The sequence below is a fragment of the Marinobacter sp. genome (genome assembly GCF_040882185.1).
Taxonomy (GTDB): Bacteria; Pseudomonadota; Gammaproteobacteria; order Pseudomonadales; family Oleiphilaceae; genus Marinobacter.
This window is the reverse complement of the sequence record NZ_JBBEBW010000006.1, coordinates 37,206-54,251: the sequence shown is the minus strand read 5'-3', so window position 1 is coordinate 54,251 and position 17,046 is coordinate 37,206. Positions and strand designations below refer to the sequence as shown.

The following is a 17,046-nucleotide window of genomic DNA, read 5'->3' as shown; positions in this document are numbered from 1 at the left end:
CCAGATGTAAATCCAGAACAGGTTTTTGGCATTGGCTAGTCTTTACTCTGGCGCGCAGAGCGCGAGAAGTGTTCGGTGCCAATGGACCTGCTATGTCAATCTCGTGCCATTCCGGACGATGGGTGTGCCTCTTCAATTTCCGGCAAAGTCAGGTTTTCGCTTGGCCAGAAACGCGGACACGCCTTCGCTGAAGTCTGCAGTTGCAGTCATCTTCAGGAACGCCGATCGTTCTGCTTCCAGATGTTCAGCCAGCTGATCGCCGTTCGCACGGTCGGTAAGCTGGCGGAAGGCGCCAAAGGCTCGGGTTGGGCCGTTGGCCGTTTTGGTGATGATGTCCGCCAGCAACTTTTCATACTGCTCCTCCGGCGCAAACGCGGTGATCAGGCCCCAGTCTCTCGCTTCGGCTGCGTTAAGTGTGCGGCCCAGCAGCATGAGTTCTGCCGCCCTGCCAGCGCCGATCTTGTGCGTCAGAAACCAGCTGCCGCCGCAGTCGGGCACCGCACCGATGCCGTTGTAGGCCACCAAAAATTTGGTGTCTTCCCGGGCTACAACCAGATCTGCCATCAGAGCCAGGCTCAGACCGGCGCCAGCGGCCACCCCCTTTACCGCTGCGATAACCGGAGCGTCCATGCTGCGCAACAGGAGGATAGCCGGGTTGACTGCATCCAGAATGGCACTGATCGCTTTACCGGCCTGCTCCGCTGTACCGGTCATGCTGGCTATGTCGCCGCCGGCCATAAATGCTCGCCCCGCACCTGTCAGGACCACGCATCGCACTCCCGGTAGGGCTTTTATTGCTCTCACCGCAGCGAGAAAGGCCTCAGCCAGCGGTACATTGACGGCGTTGAGCGCTTCTGGCCGGTTAAACGTCAGCGTCGCCACACCGGTTTTTTCTTCAAAAGCCATCACGACCAGTTTGTCCATCATCATTGAGTGCTCTTTATCCAGGCAGGTCTGTCAGTCAGATTCCCGCGTATCAAGTGTGATTATCTTTCAGTCAACAGGATAGATCGGTTTGCCTATTGTCGCCTGGATGGGCTACTTTAAATCCGGACTGGGAGTAATTCCGGCGATAGAAAAAAACAAAAATTACAATCATCTTTAGGCGTGGGCTGGGTATCAGCGAGGCGGGTTTCCCTGCCCGTGCACCCGTCGCCAGGGGTGCCGGGAGGTAAAGTGAGCATCCTTGAGATCAGCAATCTATCTCTGTCATTTGGTGGTGTGAGGGCCCTGCAGGATGTCAGCTTCCGGGTGCCGGAAAACACCGTCACCACGATTATCGGTCCGAACGGTGCCGGTAAAACGTCTTTGTTCAATTGCATTTCCGGTTTCTACAAGCCGCAACAGGGCACTATAAGCTACCAGGGTCAGGTGCTTTCAAGCGCTATCAAACCTCCCAAACGGGCTGCTCTGGGCCTCGCTCGTACCTTCCAGAATATTGCGCTGTTCCGGGGCATGACCGTACTCGACAACATCAAGCTCGGTGCTCATGTGCACATGAAAAGCGGCCTGCTCAGCGCGCTGGCCTATTTCGGTCCGGCCCGCCGGGAAGAGATGGGCGTCCGCAAGGATGTGGAACAGCGAATCATCGACTTCCTGGAGATTGACCATATCCGCCGCCAGCCGGTGGCAAGCCTTTCCTATGGCCTGCAGAAGCGGGTGGAGCTGGCGCGGGCCCTGGCCATGCAACCGACAGTCCTGATGCTGGATGAACCGGTGGCGGGCATGAATCGGGAAGAGAAAGAAGACATGGCCCGCTTCATTCTCGATATCCGGGAGGAGTGGGGTATTACGGTGCTGATGGTGGAACACGATATGGGCATGGTGATGGATATATCGGATCATATTGCCGTGCTCAATTTCGGCCAGGTCATTACCGAAGGCGTGCCTGCCGATGTTCAGAAGAATCCCGAGGTGATCAAGGCCTACCTGGGTAACAGCGATATCGATAGTCTGCGAAAAAAGCTTAACCCCCAAGGGGAGGCCGCCTGATGGATTGGCTGTTCTTCGGTGAAATCAGTCTGGCCGGTCTGGCCATGGGCGGGCTTTATGCTCTGATCGCCCTGGGGTTCGTGATCATTTATAAGGCTACCCGGGTGATCAACTTCGCCATCGGTGAAATCATGATGTTCGCCGCCTATCTGTTTCTGGCCTTCGCCGGTGGCATGGAATTGTCAGCCTGGATTGCGTTGCCGCTGGCGGTGATAGGCGGCAGCCTCCTGGGCGGCGTGATCGAGAAAACCATGATCCGGCCGATGCTGGGAGAATCGCCCATCTCGGTGGTGATGGTGACCATCGGTATCGCCAGTATCCTGGTGGGGCTGGTGGAATTTATCTGGACCGCAGATCCGCAATTGCTGCCCAGTTTCCTGCCCCGGGAACCAGTGTTCATTGGCCCGCTCTATCTGGCGCCTAAAATCGCTTACGGTTTCCTGATTGGTGCCGCATTACTGATTATTTACCTGCTTTATTTCCGGTTCTCCCGTGGTGGTGTTGCTTTGCGGGCGACGGCCTCGGATCAGGCTGCTGCCTATTCCATGGGCATCAACGTACGTCGGGTATTCAGCATGGCCTGGATATTCGGTTCGTTGGCGGCATCACTGGCTGGCGTGCTGGTAGCCGCTACCGGAGGTCTCAGCCCCCAGTTCGGGATTATCGGGCTGAGTGTGCTGGTGGTGGTGATAGTCGGCGGACTGGACAGCATTCTGGGAGCGCTGATAGCCGGTGTTTTCATTGGTTGGCTGGAAACCGTGGCAGGTGCCTATCTGGGTGGCGAGTACCGGATGCCGGCGACCTTTCTGGTGTTGGCAGTGATCCTGGTGATTCGACCCTACGGCCTCTTTGGCACCCATGAAATAGAGCGAGTGTAAGATGCGCATCGGTGACGCAAAACAGAGCTATGAAGCCGATGAGGCGATCTGGACCAGCCATACCCAAAAACTGTGGTTTGGCTTCCTGCTGCTGATTCTGCTGGTATTCCCGTTTATGGCGGATTCGTACCTGCTTTACCTCGGGTGTCTGGTAGGCATTGCGGTGATCAGCACCACGGGTCTGAACATTCTGACCGGTTTTACCGGCCTGATTTCTCTCGGTCAGGCAGGCTTCATGGGGGTTGGTGCCTACACCGTGGCCTGGCTCTCCCTCAATACCGCCTTGCCCTTTCCGGTCACCCTCCTATTGGCAGGGCTCATGGCTGCGGCCGTGGGGATTCTGGTGGGCTTGCCCTCGCTGCGGGTTAAGGGCCTTTATCTGGCGATAGCGACTTTGGCGGCCAGTGTCTTCCTGCATTTTATCTTTGCAGAATGGGAGTCCGTCACCGGCGGCATGGGCGGCCTGAGTCTGGAGCCGGCGCACCTGTTCGGGTGGAGCTTCCAGAGTGATTTTATGATGTATTTCATCATCGTGCCGTTGGCGGTGGTGATGGTGTTTGCGGCTCGCAATGTTTTCCGGACCCGGGTTGGCCGGGCCTTCATTGCCATTCGTGATCGGGATATTTCCGCTGAGATTCTCGGTATCGACCTGTTGCACTACAAGTTGATGTCGTTTGCGCTCAGCTCGTTCTATGCCGGGGTTGCTGGCGGGTTGTTCGCTTATTTCTACCGGGTAGTGACGCCGGAGAGTTTTCCGTTATCCATGTCGATTTTCTATCTTGCGGCAGTAATTGTAGGCGGGATGGGCAATTTGCTCGGAGGCATCCTCGGCGCGGCATTTATGACCCTGGTACCGGAAGCGCTCAAATTGCTGACGGCTGCCCTGACACCATTTTACCCGGACGCCCCCGTCTTCATGTCGCCGATGCTGGAGATTATATTCGGCGCCCTGATTGTAGGCTTCCTGATTTTTGAACCCCATGGCCTGGCGGAGATCTGGCATCGCATACGCCGTTTCTTCCGCCTGTGGCCGTTTCGGAATTAACGGTTTTTCAACGAGCGTTCCAATGTTCAATAAGTGTTTCAACGAAAACCTGTGCAACGCCAACAACAAGAAGCAGCAAGGAGAATAATCATGTTCAGAAACATCCTCAAAAAAGGTCGCCGGCTCGCCGGGCTTGGCAGTTTGGTCGCTGCGATAACGGTAGCCGGACCAGCCATGGCCCAGGATAAGGAACCTATCGTGTTCGGTGGCTCAATCCCGCTCTCCGGGGTGTTTGCCTTTGCTGGCATTCACATCCATGCCGGTCTGACGGATTACACGGACTGGATCAACAGCGAGGGCGGGATCAATGGCCATCCGGTGAAATACGTAATGGAGGACACCGCCTACGAGGTGGACCGTTCAGTGGCAGCCTTCAAGAAAATTTCCGGCAGTGATTCACCGGCAACCTATTACGGTGACAGCACCGGTTTTATGAAAGCCATTGCCTCGGAACTGAACAGTCAGGGCGATACCCTCATGAGCGGTGCCTCATTCGCCACGGCACTGACGGATAACGAACAATACCCTTACCAGTTCATTCCCGGACCGAATTACAGCCAGATGTTCGGCATCATCCTCGAATACATCGCCTCCCAGGGTGAGGGTGGGGATATGCCTACCGTGGCCTTTGTCTACAGCGATACCGAGTTTGGCAAGGACCCCATCGAGAATGGCAAGGAAAGGGCCGCCGAACTTGGTATTGAGGTGGTTGAGGAAATCGTCACGAAGCCCGGTAGCGTGGACGTGTCTGCCGAAATCCTGAAGCTGCGTCGCGTTCGCCCGGATTACGTGGTGTTCCATGGCTATGTGTTGTCTCCGATCAACGAGTTCATGGTACAGATGCGCCAGATGGGGCTGGACACCAAGTTCATGGGCACTTTCTGGTCTTCCGATAAGCTGATCGTCGATAAGATGGGCGCGGATGCCGATGGCTATATGGGTGTGATGCCTTACAACTATTATGACAGCGATGAGAGCGGCCCGATGCTGGATGCGCTGCGTGCCCAGGCCGAGAAGAGCGATCCGGAAGCGGGCTATCGACCTACTGGCTACATGCAGGGCTGGTTCAACGCCATGGTCTGGACCGAAGTCATCAAGCGCACGCTGGACGCTGATAAGGAACTGACGGCGGAGAACATGGCAGCATCGCTGGCCTCCATCGAGGATTGGGATACCGGCGGCATTATCGGTATTCCGGTGACGGTCCATGACATGTCCTTCCCGGTGGGCCGTATCTGGCGGGTTAACGCCGCCGAGGGCAAGTACGAGCCGGTATCCGAGTGGATTCACCTCGACTGAGGGGCAGTATGGAAGCCTTACTGGAAATCGATAACATCGAGGTGGTCTACAACAAGTCGGTGCAGGTCCTCCGGGGCCTGTCACTGCAGGTTCCGAAGGGCGCTATTGTGGCGTTGCTGGGCTCCAACGGCGCAGGCAAGTCCACCACCCTGAAAAGCGTTTCCGGCCTGCTGACCCTGGAAGATGGCGAAGTGACCGCTGGCCAGGTTCGCTTCCGTGGTCGTGATGTCAAAGACACCGCGCCGGAAAAGCTGGTTCGCAATGGCTTGTTCCATGTGATGGAAGGGCGCCGCGTGTTCGAGGACCTCACCGTGGAGGAAAACCTGGTCGCGGCCACCTACGCTCTTAGTGGCCGTAAGCCTTCCCTGAACGACAGCTATGAGCTTGTCTATAACTATTTTCCGCGCCTGCGGGAGCGCCGAAAACAGCTCGCGGGGTACCTCTCCGGCGGCGAGCAACAGATGCTGGCTTTGGGACGGGCGCTGATTGCCCAGCCTGAGCTGATCATGCTGGATGAGCCGTCGCTCGGCCTGGCACCTCTGCTGGTGGAAGAAATCTTCACCATTGTGGCCCGGATCAACCGTGAGCAAGGCACCGCCATTTTACTAGTGGAACAGAATGCGGCCGTTTCGCTGGCGATCGCTTCTTACGGTTACATTATGGAAAACGGCAAGATCGTGATCGACGGCCCGGCAGACAAACTCACTTCCAATGAGGATGTGCGGGAATTTTATCTCGGGGTGGGTGGCAAGGAAGGTGAGGCCCGCAGTTATCGGGACATCAAGCACTATAAACGCCGCAAAAGGTGGCTTTCATGACGACACCTTCCATACCGGACCTGACCCTGACTCAGATGTTGCGGGCTCATGCCAAAGAGCAGCCCGAAGGGTCAGCCCTGCGCCAGAAGGATTTCGGTATCTGGCAAGCGTATACCTGGCAGGATTACTATCAACGCGCCCGGCATTTCGGGCTCGGGCTGCGTGCCCTGGGCCTGGAGCAGGGCGGCCATGTCGCCATTATTTCAGAAAACCGGGTGGAGTGGGTTATCGCCCAGATGGGCATAGGGATAGTTCGGGGTATCTGTGTGGGCGTCTATCCGACCAGTCCCTGGAATGAGGTGGCCTACGTCCTTGAGCATAGTGATGCGGAAATGGTGGTGTGTGAGGATCAGGAACAGACCGATAAGGTGCTCAAAGCCTGGCCGGAGTTGCCGAAACTGAGACACAGCATCGCCGTGGATATGAAGGGCCTTCAATACTACCCGGAGCCACCGGCTGCGTTCGAAGATATCGAAGCCCGGGGGCGGGAGTATGAGAAAGAGCATCCTGGGCTGGTGGATGAACTGCTGGAAAGTCAGCAGATGGATGATACCGCCCTGCTGATCTACACCTCCGGCTCTACCGGCCGCCCCAAGGGCGCGATGATCAGTTGGGGTAATCTTCATGCCGCCGCGCCGGGATTAATTGAACTGCTGAGGGCCAATGAACATGGCTCCAGCCTGTCCTATCTCCCGCTGTGCCATGTGGCCGAGCAGGCCTTTACCAACATTGCTCCCGTCTACGTGGGCAGCACGGTCAGCTTTGGCGAGAGCCTGCGCACGATCCAGGAAGATCTCAGAGAAGTTGCACCAACCTTCTTCCTGGGGGTCCCCCGGATCTGGGAGAAACTGCATTCTTCCATCTACATTAAGATTCAGGAAACCGGTCGCTTGCGACAGGCTCTGTTTAACTGGGCAATCCGGGTTTGTGCCCCCATGGCTCTCAAGCCACGCAGGCAGTGGAGTTTCAAAGAAAAGTGCCTGTACGGCCTCAGTTATTTCCTGGTGCTACGGGCGTTGCAAAACTTTATTGGCTTACGTAGGTGCACAATCGCGCTAAGCGGAGCTGCACCCATTTCCACGGGCATTCTCGAATTTTTCCGAACCATCGGCATTCCTCTGGTGGAAGTATACGGCCAGACGGAAAGCACTGGCGTGGCTACCGCCCAGCCGGTAGACAATGTTCGGCTGGGCACCGTCGGTGTGGCCGTTTCCGGTGTGGAGGTCAAACTGGGTGAGCATAACGAAATCATTATGCGCGGTGACAGCATGTTCAAGGGTTATTACAAGAATGACGACGCCACCGCTTCAACCCTGAAAGACGGCTGGCTGCATACCGGGGATGTCGGTGAATGGCGGGACGATCAGCTCAAGATTGTTGATCGCCTGAAAGACATCATGATCACTGCCGGGGGCAAGAACCTCTCGCCCACGGAGATCGAGAACACCATCAAGGCCAGCCCCTACATCAAGGAATGTATCGTAATTGGCGAGGCCCGAAAGTACGTCTCCGCCTTGATCCAGATCGATTTCGACACGGTGGCTAAATGGGCCGAGCAGGAACGGATCGCCTACACCACGTTCCGCAGCTTGACCGAGCAGGAACGGTTAAACGAACTGATTCAGAAAGAGATAAACAAGGGCAATGAACAATTGCCCCAGGTCGCCCAGATCAAGCGCTTTCACCTGCTCATCAAGGAACTCGACCACGATGACGATGAGGTGACAGCAACCATGAAGGTGCGGCGGAGTAAGATTTATGAGAAGTATAATGAGGCGATTGAATCGTTGTATGCCTGAGGGCAGATGCTCGCCTCCATCCAGCCAAACCGGGCACCAGGCTGAGCTCTCGTATCAACTGAAAAAGCCCCATGGAGAGGGGCATAAGAGCACAACAACGAGTGACTGAACGGAGTCTGGCTAGAACTTCACCCGCAGCCCCGTAGTAACAATCTTGATGTTGTCATATTTGGGGTTGTAGCAGGTTCTGCCCGAGGTCGTGCACCACTCGTCACGCTCAAAACTGTGGACCTTGGCGCCGCCGTAGACGTCGAACATTTCAGAGGGGCTCCAGACGTAACCAACTCCCACTACGGTCGCCTTTTCGTCATCTTTGTTGCGGTTTTTGGTGTAGCCCCAGTGGATATCAAAGGCGTGCTGGCGGTTCGGGCGATAGCCCAGTTTGGTATAACGAAACTGGCCCAGCTCTGAGCGGGTTGAACTGAAGTTGCCTGATTTCTCTTCGCTTGTCAGGTCCAGCTCATAATTGACTGCTGCCAGGGTCAGGTTCAGGCCGGTAGTGCTGTGAAAGTATGATACGGACCCGCCGTAGGTATTGATATCAGGATCGACGCCGGAGTCGGGGTCAAACGATGAGGCCGGGTCATCGGCGTTCCGTCTCGCCCTGGAGTACCCCAGGCCAAGAAGCAGGCGACCTCCTGGCGCTCGTAACCCTGACTTCAAACCCACTTGCAGGATTGATTCGTGACCTCCGTCCCCGCTGTCATGACCAGCGCTGACTGAGAGCGTAACCGGCCCGAGACGCGGGCTGTCATAGCGAATGCGGTCATGTCGGTTCTCGAAGTTGTAGTCCCGCATGCTACCGGCGATGGTGACTTCGTTCTGTGCCGGGTTCTGGGTGTCGAAAGGTTCGGTGCCGGTGAAATTCCCATCGGCGTCGAACGTCCGCTTGAAGGAAGAGTCTTTCATCCCATGCCGCAGGCTGCCGCCAATAAGACTCGGGTTGCGGAAGCTGACTACACCGGTGCCTGAGTAGTCCCGCCGACCAGCGTTATAGGCGGCGCCCTCGCCACGGCCGAGGGTAATTTTGCCATAAGGCGAGTCCACAAACGCATCGGTAATACGCTCGTCCACTTCAGCATCCGTGGACTTGTTGTCCGGGTCGACATCATTGGAGGCGTTTGAAAAAACACCCAGTTCGATCAGGGCACCTGCCGTCCAGCCCTCGAATAATCGTTGCGTACCCCCGATGTTGAAGCGTGTCGGGCTGTTCCGGTTGTCGACATGATAGAACTCAGTGTCTGAACCTACGCCAAGATTATTGGCGCTGTAGCCATCCTCCACGTACATGATGGCACGGTTTACCTGGCCACCCACTTCAACTTCCAGCGCAGATGCGGGGAGTGCCGTCAGACCGACGACACCAGCCGCCAGCAGCGAATTAAAACACCTCATATTGCCTCCGGTTTCTTGTTTTGTAAGGTGTCGTCCGTAGAGTTCACCTGATTGTATTCGGCCAGTTTGAGACATCTGCTTGTAATCGTTCTGGTCTCATGGCGCTTTCCACGCTTACTTTATCGGCTACTATTGATACCTATGTAAATTGAAAACATTAGATAGGTATATGCGTTTTCTGCATGTAACCAGGAGAAGCCATTGAATATCAAAAAGTTGAAATGCTTCCGCGCAGTGGTCATTCATGGGTCTCTAGTGGCGGCAGCCTCGGTGATGAACCTCAGTCAGCCTGCAACCAGTAGATTGATCTCAACGCTGGAGGCCGAGCTGAAGCTGAAACTGTTCAAGCGGGAGAAGCGCCGGCTGGTACTGACGCCTGAAGGCAAAGAATTCTATCGGGAAACGGAGAAGATACTATCCAATCTGGATGATCTCCCCCGCATCGTCCAGGAAATCAAAGCCGGTGGTACCCGGACCCTGCGCATTGTGGCCCTGGCACGACTGGCCAACAGTCTGGTTTCGCCTGCGCTGGCACGGTTTGTCCGGGAACATCCGGAGCAGCGTTTCAGTGTGGACGTGCGAGGGCACCGCGACATCGAACAATGGGTGGCTGGACGTCACTACGACATCGCAGTAGCGCTCACTAAACCCTGCAATCACCCTTCTGTTATCCAGCGGCCCTTCTTTGATACCAATGCCATGGTGATGATTCCCCGTGGCCACCCTCTTGAATCTCTGGACACGGTGACGCCGGCGCAAATGGCTGAATACACCATTATTGCCCTGGCGCCAGGGTTGCGCCCTCGTTTCCAGATGGAAGAAATTTTTCAAGCGGCGGGTGTAACACTTGATTGCAAGATAGAAACCACCTCCAGTGTGCTGGCTTGCCAGATGGTGGTGGAAGGCCTGGGGGTAACGATTATTGATCGCCTGGCCGCGTTGGCGGTAGATCAGTCAAGGTTTTGCCTGCGGCCCCTTAGTCCGAATTACGGCTTGCAGTTCGTATTGTTGTTCCCGCCGGGCTTTGAAGAAACGCCGGTTACTACCAGCCTGGTTCGCTGCCTGCAGGAAGAGGTGGTTGCCGCCCTGGGTGAGCATGCGATTCTGACCAGTTAAGCTGATGTGAGATGGTGCGGCTTCCGCTTTAGATGCATTAAATGCATATGAATATGACTTATATTCAATTTTAAAATCAATCGAGGCTGCTTAAACTGCTTTCAATCTTTGATCTTTATACACACCAGACAACGATCAAGTGCTCCAATAATTACAATAGGAGGAGACATGAGGACGCGGCCCCCAGTGCCCATTGGTAACTGCCTCACTGGCTTGATTGCCTTGTGTGCACTGTCTTTTCATGCCAACGCAGGCCCGGATAACGACACGCTTGTGGTTGCTCTTTCCAAGCCGCTGACAACCGTGGACCGGTTGTATTCCATTCAGCGGGAAGGCTTGATTCTTTCCCGGTTGACCGATGACGGCCTGTTCTTTGTGGATCCGGAGTCCCTTGAGTTCGTCCCGCTGGCGGCTTCCTCCTATGAGTGGGTATCGGACACCGAGTTGGAAATCACGTTGCGGGAGGGCGTGGTGTTTCACGATGGTAGCCCGCTTACAGCGGAAGATGTGATCTACACCTTCGAATGGGTGATTAACGAAGAATCCGACACCAGCCGTGGCCCGGTTATCCGGAGCTGGCTCGATAGCGTCGAAAAGCTGGGGCCTCGGAAAGTCCGTTTTAATCTGAAGTTGCCTTACCCTATGGCATTGCGGGACATGGCCATCAGCATCCCTTTGCGGAAGCAGGGGACCTACGAAGATGCGGAAGATGACGCTGAAGCACAGCCTTTAAACGGCATCGGCCCCTATCGAGTCTCGGCCTTCAGGGCCGGGCGAGAGATAGTTCTGGAGCGCTTCGAGGGCTACTACCAGACCAGCCCCAAAGCGAATCCAGCAATCAGAAACATGATCTTCCGGGTGATACCTGACCAGGGTACGCAGCAGGCGGAACTGCTCAGCGGTGGCATCGACATCATGATGGACGTACCACCGGACGTGGCCGATAACGTGAGCCACCTACCGGGGGTGAAACGCCTGGAAGGCAACGATATCCGCATCGGATACATTACTCTTGATGCTGCCGGGGAGGCCAACCCAGACTCGCCGTTTGTCAACCGCAAGGTGCGCCAGGCGATCAACCATGCGATCAATCGTGAGGAGATCACCCGGTACCTGGTGCGTGGCAGCGCCGAGGTAGTCCACTTTGCCTGTCACCCGCGCCAGTTCGGGTGCAGTGCCGATGGCCCGCGTTATCCTTACAACCCGCAAAAAGCCAGGCAACTGCTGGCCGAAGCCGGCTACCCGGATGGGTTTTCCTTCAAGCTCTGGGCCTATCGGGAAAAGATCATAGCCGAGGCGGTTGTCAGCAACCTGAACGCCATCGGGCTGGATGTCGATCTGCGCTTCGTCAAACTGAATGTGTTCTCCAAGGTTCGTAACAGCAAGGATATGCAGGCTTTTTTTGCATCCTACGGCAGCGGTGGCACAGCCGACGCCTCGGCGTCCACCGGGGTTCATTTCGCCGCCAATTCCGCCCGCAATTACAGCGGTGATGAAGCCCTTGCTGCCACGGTGAGCTCGGCCGAACAAACCATCGATTCCGATGAGCGCAAGCGACTATATCGCAAGGCTCTGAACCGGATAGCTGAGCAGGCCTACTGGGTTCCAATGTTTTCCTACAGCCAGAATTTCCTGTTAACGCCTGGGCTGGAGTTTTCAGTTCCCAAGGACGGCGTTCCCCGATTCTGGCAAGCCAGCTGGAGGCAGTGATTATGCTGAACTATGTCCTGCGTAGAGGCTTCATGGCGCTGCTGGTGGCTTTGACTGTGTCTTTCGCTACCTTCTCGCTTTTCCATTTTGCCACCGACCCAGCCCAAACCATCGCCGGCGAGGATGCGCCCCAGGAGATGGTCGATGATATCCGAGAACAGTACGGATTCGACCGTCCGGTTCTGGTCCAGTATGGCGATTGGCTGGGTGGCGTATTCGACGGAGATTTTGGTAAGAGCTACTTCTGGAAGCAGCCCGTGGTGGACCTGATCCAGGAGCATGCCGGGGTTACTATCCTGCTGGCACTGTCGTCGCTGTTGGTGACGATCCTGATTGCCTTACCACTGGGTATCAGTGCCGCGCTGAGGCCCAACAGCTGGGTGGACCGCTTTGCTTTATCGACGGCTGTATCGGCCCAGGCAATTCCCAACTTCTGGCTGGGCTTGATGGTGATCATCCTGTTTGCCGTCACCTTCCCGATCTTTCCGGTTTCCGGAGATGCGACCTGGAAACACTACGTGCTTCCTTCGCTGGTGCTCGGTGCCAGTTCGGTGCCAGCGGTTATGCGCCTGACTCGTACAGGCCTGCTGGACGTGCTGTCTTCGGACTACATCCGCACCGCGCGGGCCAAAGGTTTTATGGGCTACCGGCTGATTTTGCAACAGGCAATGCGCAACGCCCTGCTGCCCATTGTCAGCGTACTGGCGGTGCAACTCGGAAATAAACTGGGTGGCTCGGTGGTGACGGAGTCGGTGTTCAGCATGAACGGGCTGGGTCGACTGGCGGTGGAGTCCATTTTTAATTCGGATATTCCCACGGTGCAGTCGCTGATCCTGATATTTGTGTTGACCTTTGTATTGCTCACGCTGGCGGCTGATCTGATCAACGCCTGGCTTGATCCTCGGATCCGGATGGGGTGAATGATGACAATAAGACAAACACTGGGCGATGTCAGTATCGCCTCCGTTGAAACACCTCCAGAGTATGAAGGAGGCAGTCTGGGACTCACCCCCACCAAGGCCGCCCTGAAGCGGGCGCGCAAACATCATGGCCTGAAGATTGGTTTTGGCATTCTGCTGGTGATGGCGGTGTTCGCACTGTTCGCGCCCTGGCTGGCACCACACGATCCGTACATGCAAAACCTGTCGTTACGTATGTTGCCGCCGGTCTGGAATGAGGGCGGAAGTTGGGAGTATTTACTGGGCACTGATCACCTGGGGCGAGATTATCTGAGCCGCCTTATCCACGGCGCCCGCATTTCGATGGCCATCGGGCTTGGTGCAGCGTCCATCGGCGCAGTGATTGGCGTCACGTTAGGGCTTCTCGCGGGTTATTTCGGTGGCTGGATCGACCAGGCGGTCAATTTCCTGGTGACCTGTCAGTTGGCGGTGCCGAGTCTGCTATTGATCATGGCGCTGGTGTTCGTGATCGGCCAGTCGGTCACCGTGGTTATTTTTGTCATCGGCGTCACCCACTGGGTGTTCTACCTGGTGGTGACTCGTTCCGCCACTCTGCGTTTGCGAGAGCTGGATTTTGTTGCCGCTGCGAACGCCATGGGGTGCAGCAAGTTCCAGATTGCAGTAAGCGAAGTGCTTCCGAACCTGACCAACCAGATCATGGTGATTTTCACCCTGGAAGTGGCGGTAGCCATCCTGAACGAGGCGACACTTTCCTTCCTGGGGCTTGGTATTCCGTCGCCGCTGCCGTCTTGGGGCCTGATGATCGCCGAGGGCAAAACTGCCATGTTCTTCCAGCCGTGGCTGGTGATCCTGCCCGGTATCGCGCTGTTTATCCTCGTGATTGCCATCAATCTGCTGGGCGATGGGGTCCGCGATGTCACTGTTACCAATCGGAGGAACTGATATGAGCACAGCATCCATTCTGGATATTCAGAACCTGTGTGTTGACCTCCCGACCGACTCGAGCACGCTAAAAGCAGTCAGGGGTATCAGCCTGGACCTCAAACGAGGCGAGACCCTGGGCATCGTGGGCGAATCTGGCTCCGGTAAATCCATGACTGCACTGGCCATCATGAATCTGTTGCCTCCGTCTGCCAGACGCGCAGCCGCCTGCATTAATTTTGACGGCAGCGACCTCGCCCATTCGGGCGAGCGGGAACTGGCGACCAAAGTGCGCGGACAGCGAATAGGCATGATTTTCCAGGAACCCATGACCAGCCTGAATCCGGTCTACTCCATTGGTCGCCAACTGACCGAGACCATGACCCTACATCGCAAGGTGTCCAGGGCCGAGGCAGAAAGGCGGGCGATCTTCCTGCTGGAAAAAGTCGGCCTGCCCGATCCGGCCAGCCGGTTGAAGCAGTATCCCCATGAACTCTCGGGTGGCCAGCGCCAGCGCGTGATGATCGCCATGGCCCTGATGAACGGGCCGGACCTATTGATTGCAGATGAGCCCACCACCGCTCTGGACGTGACCATTCAGGCGCAGATCCTGTACCTGTTACAGGATCTGCAAAAAGAGCTGGGCATGTCGATGATCCTGATTACCCATGATCTGGGAGTAGTGTCCCGCTCTGCGGACAAAATTGCCGTGATGTACGCCGGTGACATAGTGGAAACCGGCACCGCTGAGGAAGTGCTCAGGAATCCGCAGCATCCCTATACTCAGGGGCTGCTGGAGTGTGTGCCAGGATATCGAGGGGATGCCGCGCACCGGCTGGGCTCGATTCCGGGCATCGTTCCGTCCATGACCGGCCGGATTCAGGGTTGTGCGTTCGCCTCCCGGTGCCCCCGGGCAGTGGACGCCTGCAAAACGGAAGCGCCGCCCAGGAAGCAGCTTGGGGCAGGGCGGACCTACGTCTGTCACGATCCGGAGGCAACGCGGCATCAATCTTCCGCTAACCTGGACGGCGCTGCTGACGAGAAGCCGATGGAACTCCCGAAAACACCGGGCGAAAAAGTTCTGACGGTGGACGGCGTCAGTTGCACCTTCCCGGTACGTCGCGGGCTGTTTGGTAAGCAAAAGTCGCTCAAGGCGCTGGATCATGTCAGCCTGGATATTCGCAAGGGCGAGGTGCTGGCGCTGGTAGGTGAGTCGGGGTGCGGCAAGACCACGCTGTCGCGAACTATAATGGGGTTGCAACAACCCGACTGTGGTTCCGTCAGCCTGGGTCAGCACGAGATCAGTACTCTACCTGCCAGGCAGCGCGCCCGAATGATCCAGCCGATCTTCCAGGATCCGTACTCTTCCCTGAACCCCCGCAAAACGATTGGTGACATTATCGGTCGGCCGCTGGTGGTCAATCGCCTGGGCACCAAAGAGCATCAGCGCGCCAAGGTTCACACAATGATGGAACATGTGGGCCTGCCCCGACGGGTGTTCAATAGCTACCCGGACCAGCTTTCCGGTGGCCAACGCCAGCGTGCCGCCATTGGCCGGGCATTAATTATGGACCCGGAGATTGTGATCTGCGACGAGCCCACCTCCGCGCTGGATGTGTCGGTGCAGGCTCAGATACTGAACCTGCTGCTGGACTTGCGGGACGAACTGGACCTTACCTATCTGTTCGTCACCCACGACCTCTCGGTGGTCCAGCATATGGCCGATCGGGTGGCGGTGATGTATCTGGGGGAAATCGTGGAGTGCGGTGATCGCAGCCAGGTGTTGTCCAGCCCGAGGCACCCATACACCAGCGCACTGCTTGATTCTGCATTGAGCATTTCGCCGGACCTCCGGGTACCTGCACCGGGATTATCCGGTGAGTTCCCGAACCCGATGAACCGACCTTCTGGCTGTCCTTTTCATCCACGCTGCCCCATCGCGGAACAGCAGTGCAGGGAAGAAGCTCCGAAGCCGGAAATTATCAACGCCACCTTTGTTAAGTGCTGGAAGGCAAAAACGTTCAGCCACCAGGCAAAGCATCAATAAACAACAATATGAAGGGCCCTGCGCCATGAAGATGATCGCCGTTTTTTTAGTTGCGCTTTTCTCATTCCTGACCGGCTGTCAGACGGTAACAAAGGACCCTGTTGCCTATTCGGAAGACAGCGAGTCGGACCTTTTTGATCCGGAAACCTTCGAGCGCTACAGCTCGATCGTGGTGCAAGCGGGTACAACCGAAAAGCCGGTGAGCATGCGGCTGTGGTACACCCGCCCCGACGAGTTAAAGGCGGATACTCCGGTGGTCATGGTGATGCACGGCGGGCGTCGTGATGCCGATGTGTATCGCGATTACTGGGGCGCCTATGCCAATGAATACAACGTTCTGATTGTGGCCCCGGAAATATCAGAAGAAGATTTTCCGACCGGCTGGGGCTACCAGACCGGCAACTGGGTGACCCCGGACTCCTCCTCTGTAGACGAGACCAAAGGCCAGCGGAATCCGCCGGAGCAATCATCCTTTGCAGCCGTGGAGCGCGCCTTTGACAAACTTCGTAATGCCTTTGCGCTCGAGACCAACGAATACGACATCTGGGGCCACGGCAGCGGTGCGCAGTTTGTTACCCGGATGGTCATGCTGTATCCCCAGGCACGCATCGACACTGCGATAGCAGCCAATTCCGGTACCTATACGTTCCCGGACTGGACCTTGCCGTTGCGCTATGGCCTCAAGAATACAGGCATTGAAGAAGCGGACCTGAAGCCGGCCTATGCGCATCACCTCGTAGTGATGCTCGGCACTGCCGATAACGACACCTCCCATCGGCTACTCAGCAAACTGGACATCGCCGAAGCTCAGGGCGCCCACCGACTGGAGAAAGGTGAGAAATTCTACGCGGTTAACAAAGCCAAAGCGGATGAGCTGGGCGCGGAATTCAATTGGGAACTGGAAACCGTCTACGGCATAGGCCACAGCGGCCAGGAGATGGCGGTAGCGGGTGCCCGATACCTGTTGGCAGGCCACAAAGAGCGAGCACTCTTTCCCCTGGGGGATGGACCCGACGGCGCAAGCGCTCGTGGTTCACGTGAAAAAAACGAGTTACTCCAGGGCTCTGGTGAAGAAGATGACCCTTTTGCGGATATGGACTGAGTGT

The 17,046-nt window shown here is 56.6% G+C and carries 14 protein-coding genes; 12 read left to right on the top strand and 2 right to left on the bottom strand.

The features are described from left to right. Positions 1 to 132 precede the first annotated feature (132 nt). Complete coding sequence (locus WEB64_RS05490) at positions 133 to 930, bottom strand: enoyl-CoA hydratase-related protein (RefSeq protein WP_368061563.1); 798 nt, start codon at positions 928 to 930, stop codon at positions 133 to 135. A 246-nt stretch (positions 931 to 1,176) separates the two neighbouring features. Here WEB64_RS05490 and WEB64_RS05485 point away from each other — a divergent pair, with 246 nt between their 5' ends. The 6 genes from WEB64_RS05485 (at position 1,177) to WEB64_RS05460 (ending at position 7,831) form a co-directional block, all read left to right on the top strand. Then, positions 1,177 to 1,992 (top strand): ABC transporter ATP-binding protein, encoded by an 816-nt coding sequence (locus WEB64_RS05485; protein WP_368061564.1) that lies wholly within the window; start codon positions 1,177 to 1,179, stop codon positions 1,990 to 1,992. Continuing rightward, positions 1,992 to 2,870: a branched-chain amino acid ABC transporter permease gene (locus WEB64_RS05480; RefSeq protein ID WP_368061565.1), complete on the top strand. Its 879-nt coding sequence runs from the start codon at positions 1,992 to 1,994 to the stop codon at positions 2,868 to 2,870. The genes WEB64_RS05485 and WEB64_RS05480 overlap by 1 nt, the downstream gene beginning before the upstream one ends. A gap of 1 nt (position 2,871) precedes the next feature. Next, a complete protein-coding gene (locus tag WEB64_RS05475; RefSeq protein WP_368061566.1) occupies positions 2,872 to 3,915 on the top strand; it encodes a branched-chain amino acid ABC transporter permease in 1,044 nt (347 codons plus the stop codon). A 90-nt stretch (positions 3,916 to 4,005) separates the two neighbouring features. Further along, positions 4,006 to 5,214, top strand: coding sequence for an ABC transporter substrate-binding protein (locus WEB64_RS05470; RefSeq protein ID WP_368065526.1), 1,209 nt, complete (start codon positions 4,006 to 4,008; stop codon positions 5,212 to 5,214). A gap of 8 nt (positions 5,215 to 5,222) precedes the next feature. Continuing rightward, positions 5,223 to 6,032, top strand: a complete 810-nt coding sequence (locus WEB64_RS05465; RefSeq protein ID WP_368065525.1) for an ABC transporter ATP-binding protein — start codon at positions 5,223 to 5,225, stop codon at positions 6,030 to 6,032. Further along, positions 6,029 to 7,831 (top strand): long-chain fatty acid--CoA ligase, encoded by a 1,803-nt coding sequence (locus tag WEB64_RS05460; protein WP_368061504.1) that lies wholly within the window; start codon positions 6,029 to 6,031, stop codon positions 7,829 to 7,831. The genes WEB64_RS05465 and WEB64_RS05460 overlap by 4 nt, the downstream gene beginning before the upstream one ends. Positions 7,832 to 7,951: 120 nt before the next feature. Here WEB64_RS05460 and WEB64_RS05455 read toward each other — a convergent pair whose 3' ends face one another. After that, entirely contained in the window at positions 7,952 to 9,226 is a 1,275-nt protein-coding gene (locus WEB64_RS05455) for a porin (RefSeq protein WP_368061503.1), read from the bottom strand. A gap of 201 nt (positions 9,227 to 9,427) precedes the next feature. On the opposite strand from WEB64_RS05455, the gene WEB64_RS05450 reads away from it, so the two are divergent. From WEB64_RS05450 to WEB64_RS05425, 6 genes are all read left to right on the top strand, one after another. Further along, on the top strand, positions 9,428 to 10,342 hold the full coding sequence (locus WEB64_RS05450; RefSeq protein WP_368061502.1) for a LysR family transcriptional regulator: 915 nt from the start codon (positions 9,428 to 9,430) through the stop codon (positions 10,340 to 10,342). Between the two features lie 168 nt (positions 10,343 to 10,510). Further along, on the top strand, positions 10,511 to 12,052 hold the full coding sequence (locus WEB64_RS05445; protein ID WP_368061501.1) for an ABC transporter substrate-binding protein: 1,542 nt from the start codon (positions 10,511 to 10,513) through the stop codon (positions 12,050 to 12,052). Between the two features lie 2 nt (positions 12,053 to 12,054). Continuing rightward, complete coding sequence (locus WEB64_RS05440) at positions 12,055 to 12,972, top strand: ABC transporter permease (protein ID WP_368061500.1); 918 nt, start codon at positions 12,055 to 12,057, stop codon at positions 12,970 to 12,972. Then, positions 12,973 to 13,914 carry an ABC transporter permease gene (locus tag WEB64_RS05435; protein ID WP_368061499.1) on the top strand — a complete coding sequence of 314 codons (942 nt, stop codon included), beginning with the start codon at positions 12,973 to 12,975 and terminating at the stop codon, positions 13,912 to 13,914. 1 nt (position 13,915) lies between these two features. Beyond that, positions 13,916 to 15,940 (top strand): dipeptide ABC transporter ATP-binding protein, encoded by a 2,025-nt coding sequence (locus tag WEB64_RS05430; RefSeq protein ID WP_368061498.1) that lies wholly within the window; start codon positions 13,916 to 13,918, stop codon positions 15,938 to 15,940. A 25-nt stretch (positions 15,941 to 15,965) separates the two neighbouring features. Beyond that, a complete protein-coding gene (locus WEB64_RS05425; RefSeq protein ID WP_368061497.1) occupies positions 15,966 to 17,042 on the top strand; it encodes a hypothetical protein in 1,077 nt (358 codons plus the stop codon). Positions 17,043 to 17,046 lie beyond the last annotated feature (4 nt).

What these genes read in the sequence shown, in the direction of transcription:
- WEB64_RS05465 (WP_368065525.1), top strand. Translation starts at nt 5,223, where the DNA reads ATGGAAGCCTTACTGGAAATCGATAACATCGAGGTGGTCTACAACAAG.
- WEB64_RS05440 (WP_368061500.1), top strand. Translation starts at nt 12,055, where the DNA reads ATGCTGAACTATGTCCTGCGTAGAGGCTTCATGGCGCTGCTGGTGGCT.
- WEB64_RS05430 (WP_368061498.1), top strand. Translation starts at nt 13,916, where the DNA reads ATGAGCACAGCATCCATTCTGGATATTCAGAACCTGTGTGTTGACCTC.
- WEB64_RS05435 (WP_368061499.1), top strand. Translation starts at nt 12,973, where the DNA reads ATGATGACAATAAGACAAACACTGGGCGATGTCAGTATCGCCTCCGTT.
- WEB64_RS05475 (WP_368061566.1), top strand. Translation starts at nt 2,872, where the DNA reads ATGCGCATCGGTGACGCAAAACAGAGCTATGAAGCCGATGAGGCGATC.
- WEB64_RS05490 (WP_368061563.1), bottom strand. Translation starts at nt 930, where the DNA reads ATGATGATGGACAAACTGGTCGTGATGGCTTTTGAAGAAAAAACCGGT.
- WEB64_RS05480 (WP_368061565.1), top strand. Translation starts at nt 1,992, where the DNA reads ATGGATTGGCTGTTCTTCGGTGAAATCAGTCTGGCCGGTCTGGCCATG.
- WEB64_RS05460 (WP_368061504.1), top strand. Translation starts at nt 6,029, where the DNA reads ATGACGACACCTTCCATACCGGACCTGACCCTGACTCAGATGTTGCGG.
- WEB64_RS05425 (WP_368061497.1), top strand. Translation starts at nt 15,966, where the DNA reads ATGAAGATGATCGCCGTTTTTTTAGTTGCGCTTTTCTCATTCCTGACC.
- WEB64_RS05455 (WP_368061503.1), bottom strand. Translation starts at nt 9,226, where the DNA reads ATGAGGTGTTTTAATTCGCTGCTGGCGGCTGGTGTCGTCGGTCTGACG.
- WEB64_RS05445 (WP_368061501.1), top strand. Translation starts at nt 10,511, where the DNA reads ATGAGGACGCGGCCCCCAGTGCCCATTGGTAACTGCCTCACTGGCTTG.
- WEB64_RS05470 (WP_368065526.1), top strand. Translation starts at nt 4,006, where the DNA reads ATGTTCAGAAACATCCTCAAAAAAGGTCGCCGGCTCGCCGGGCTTGGC.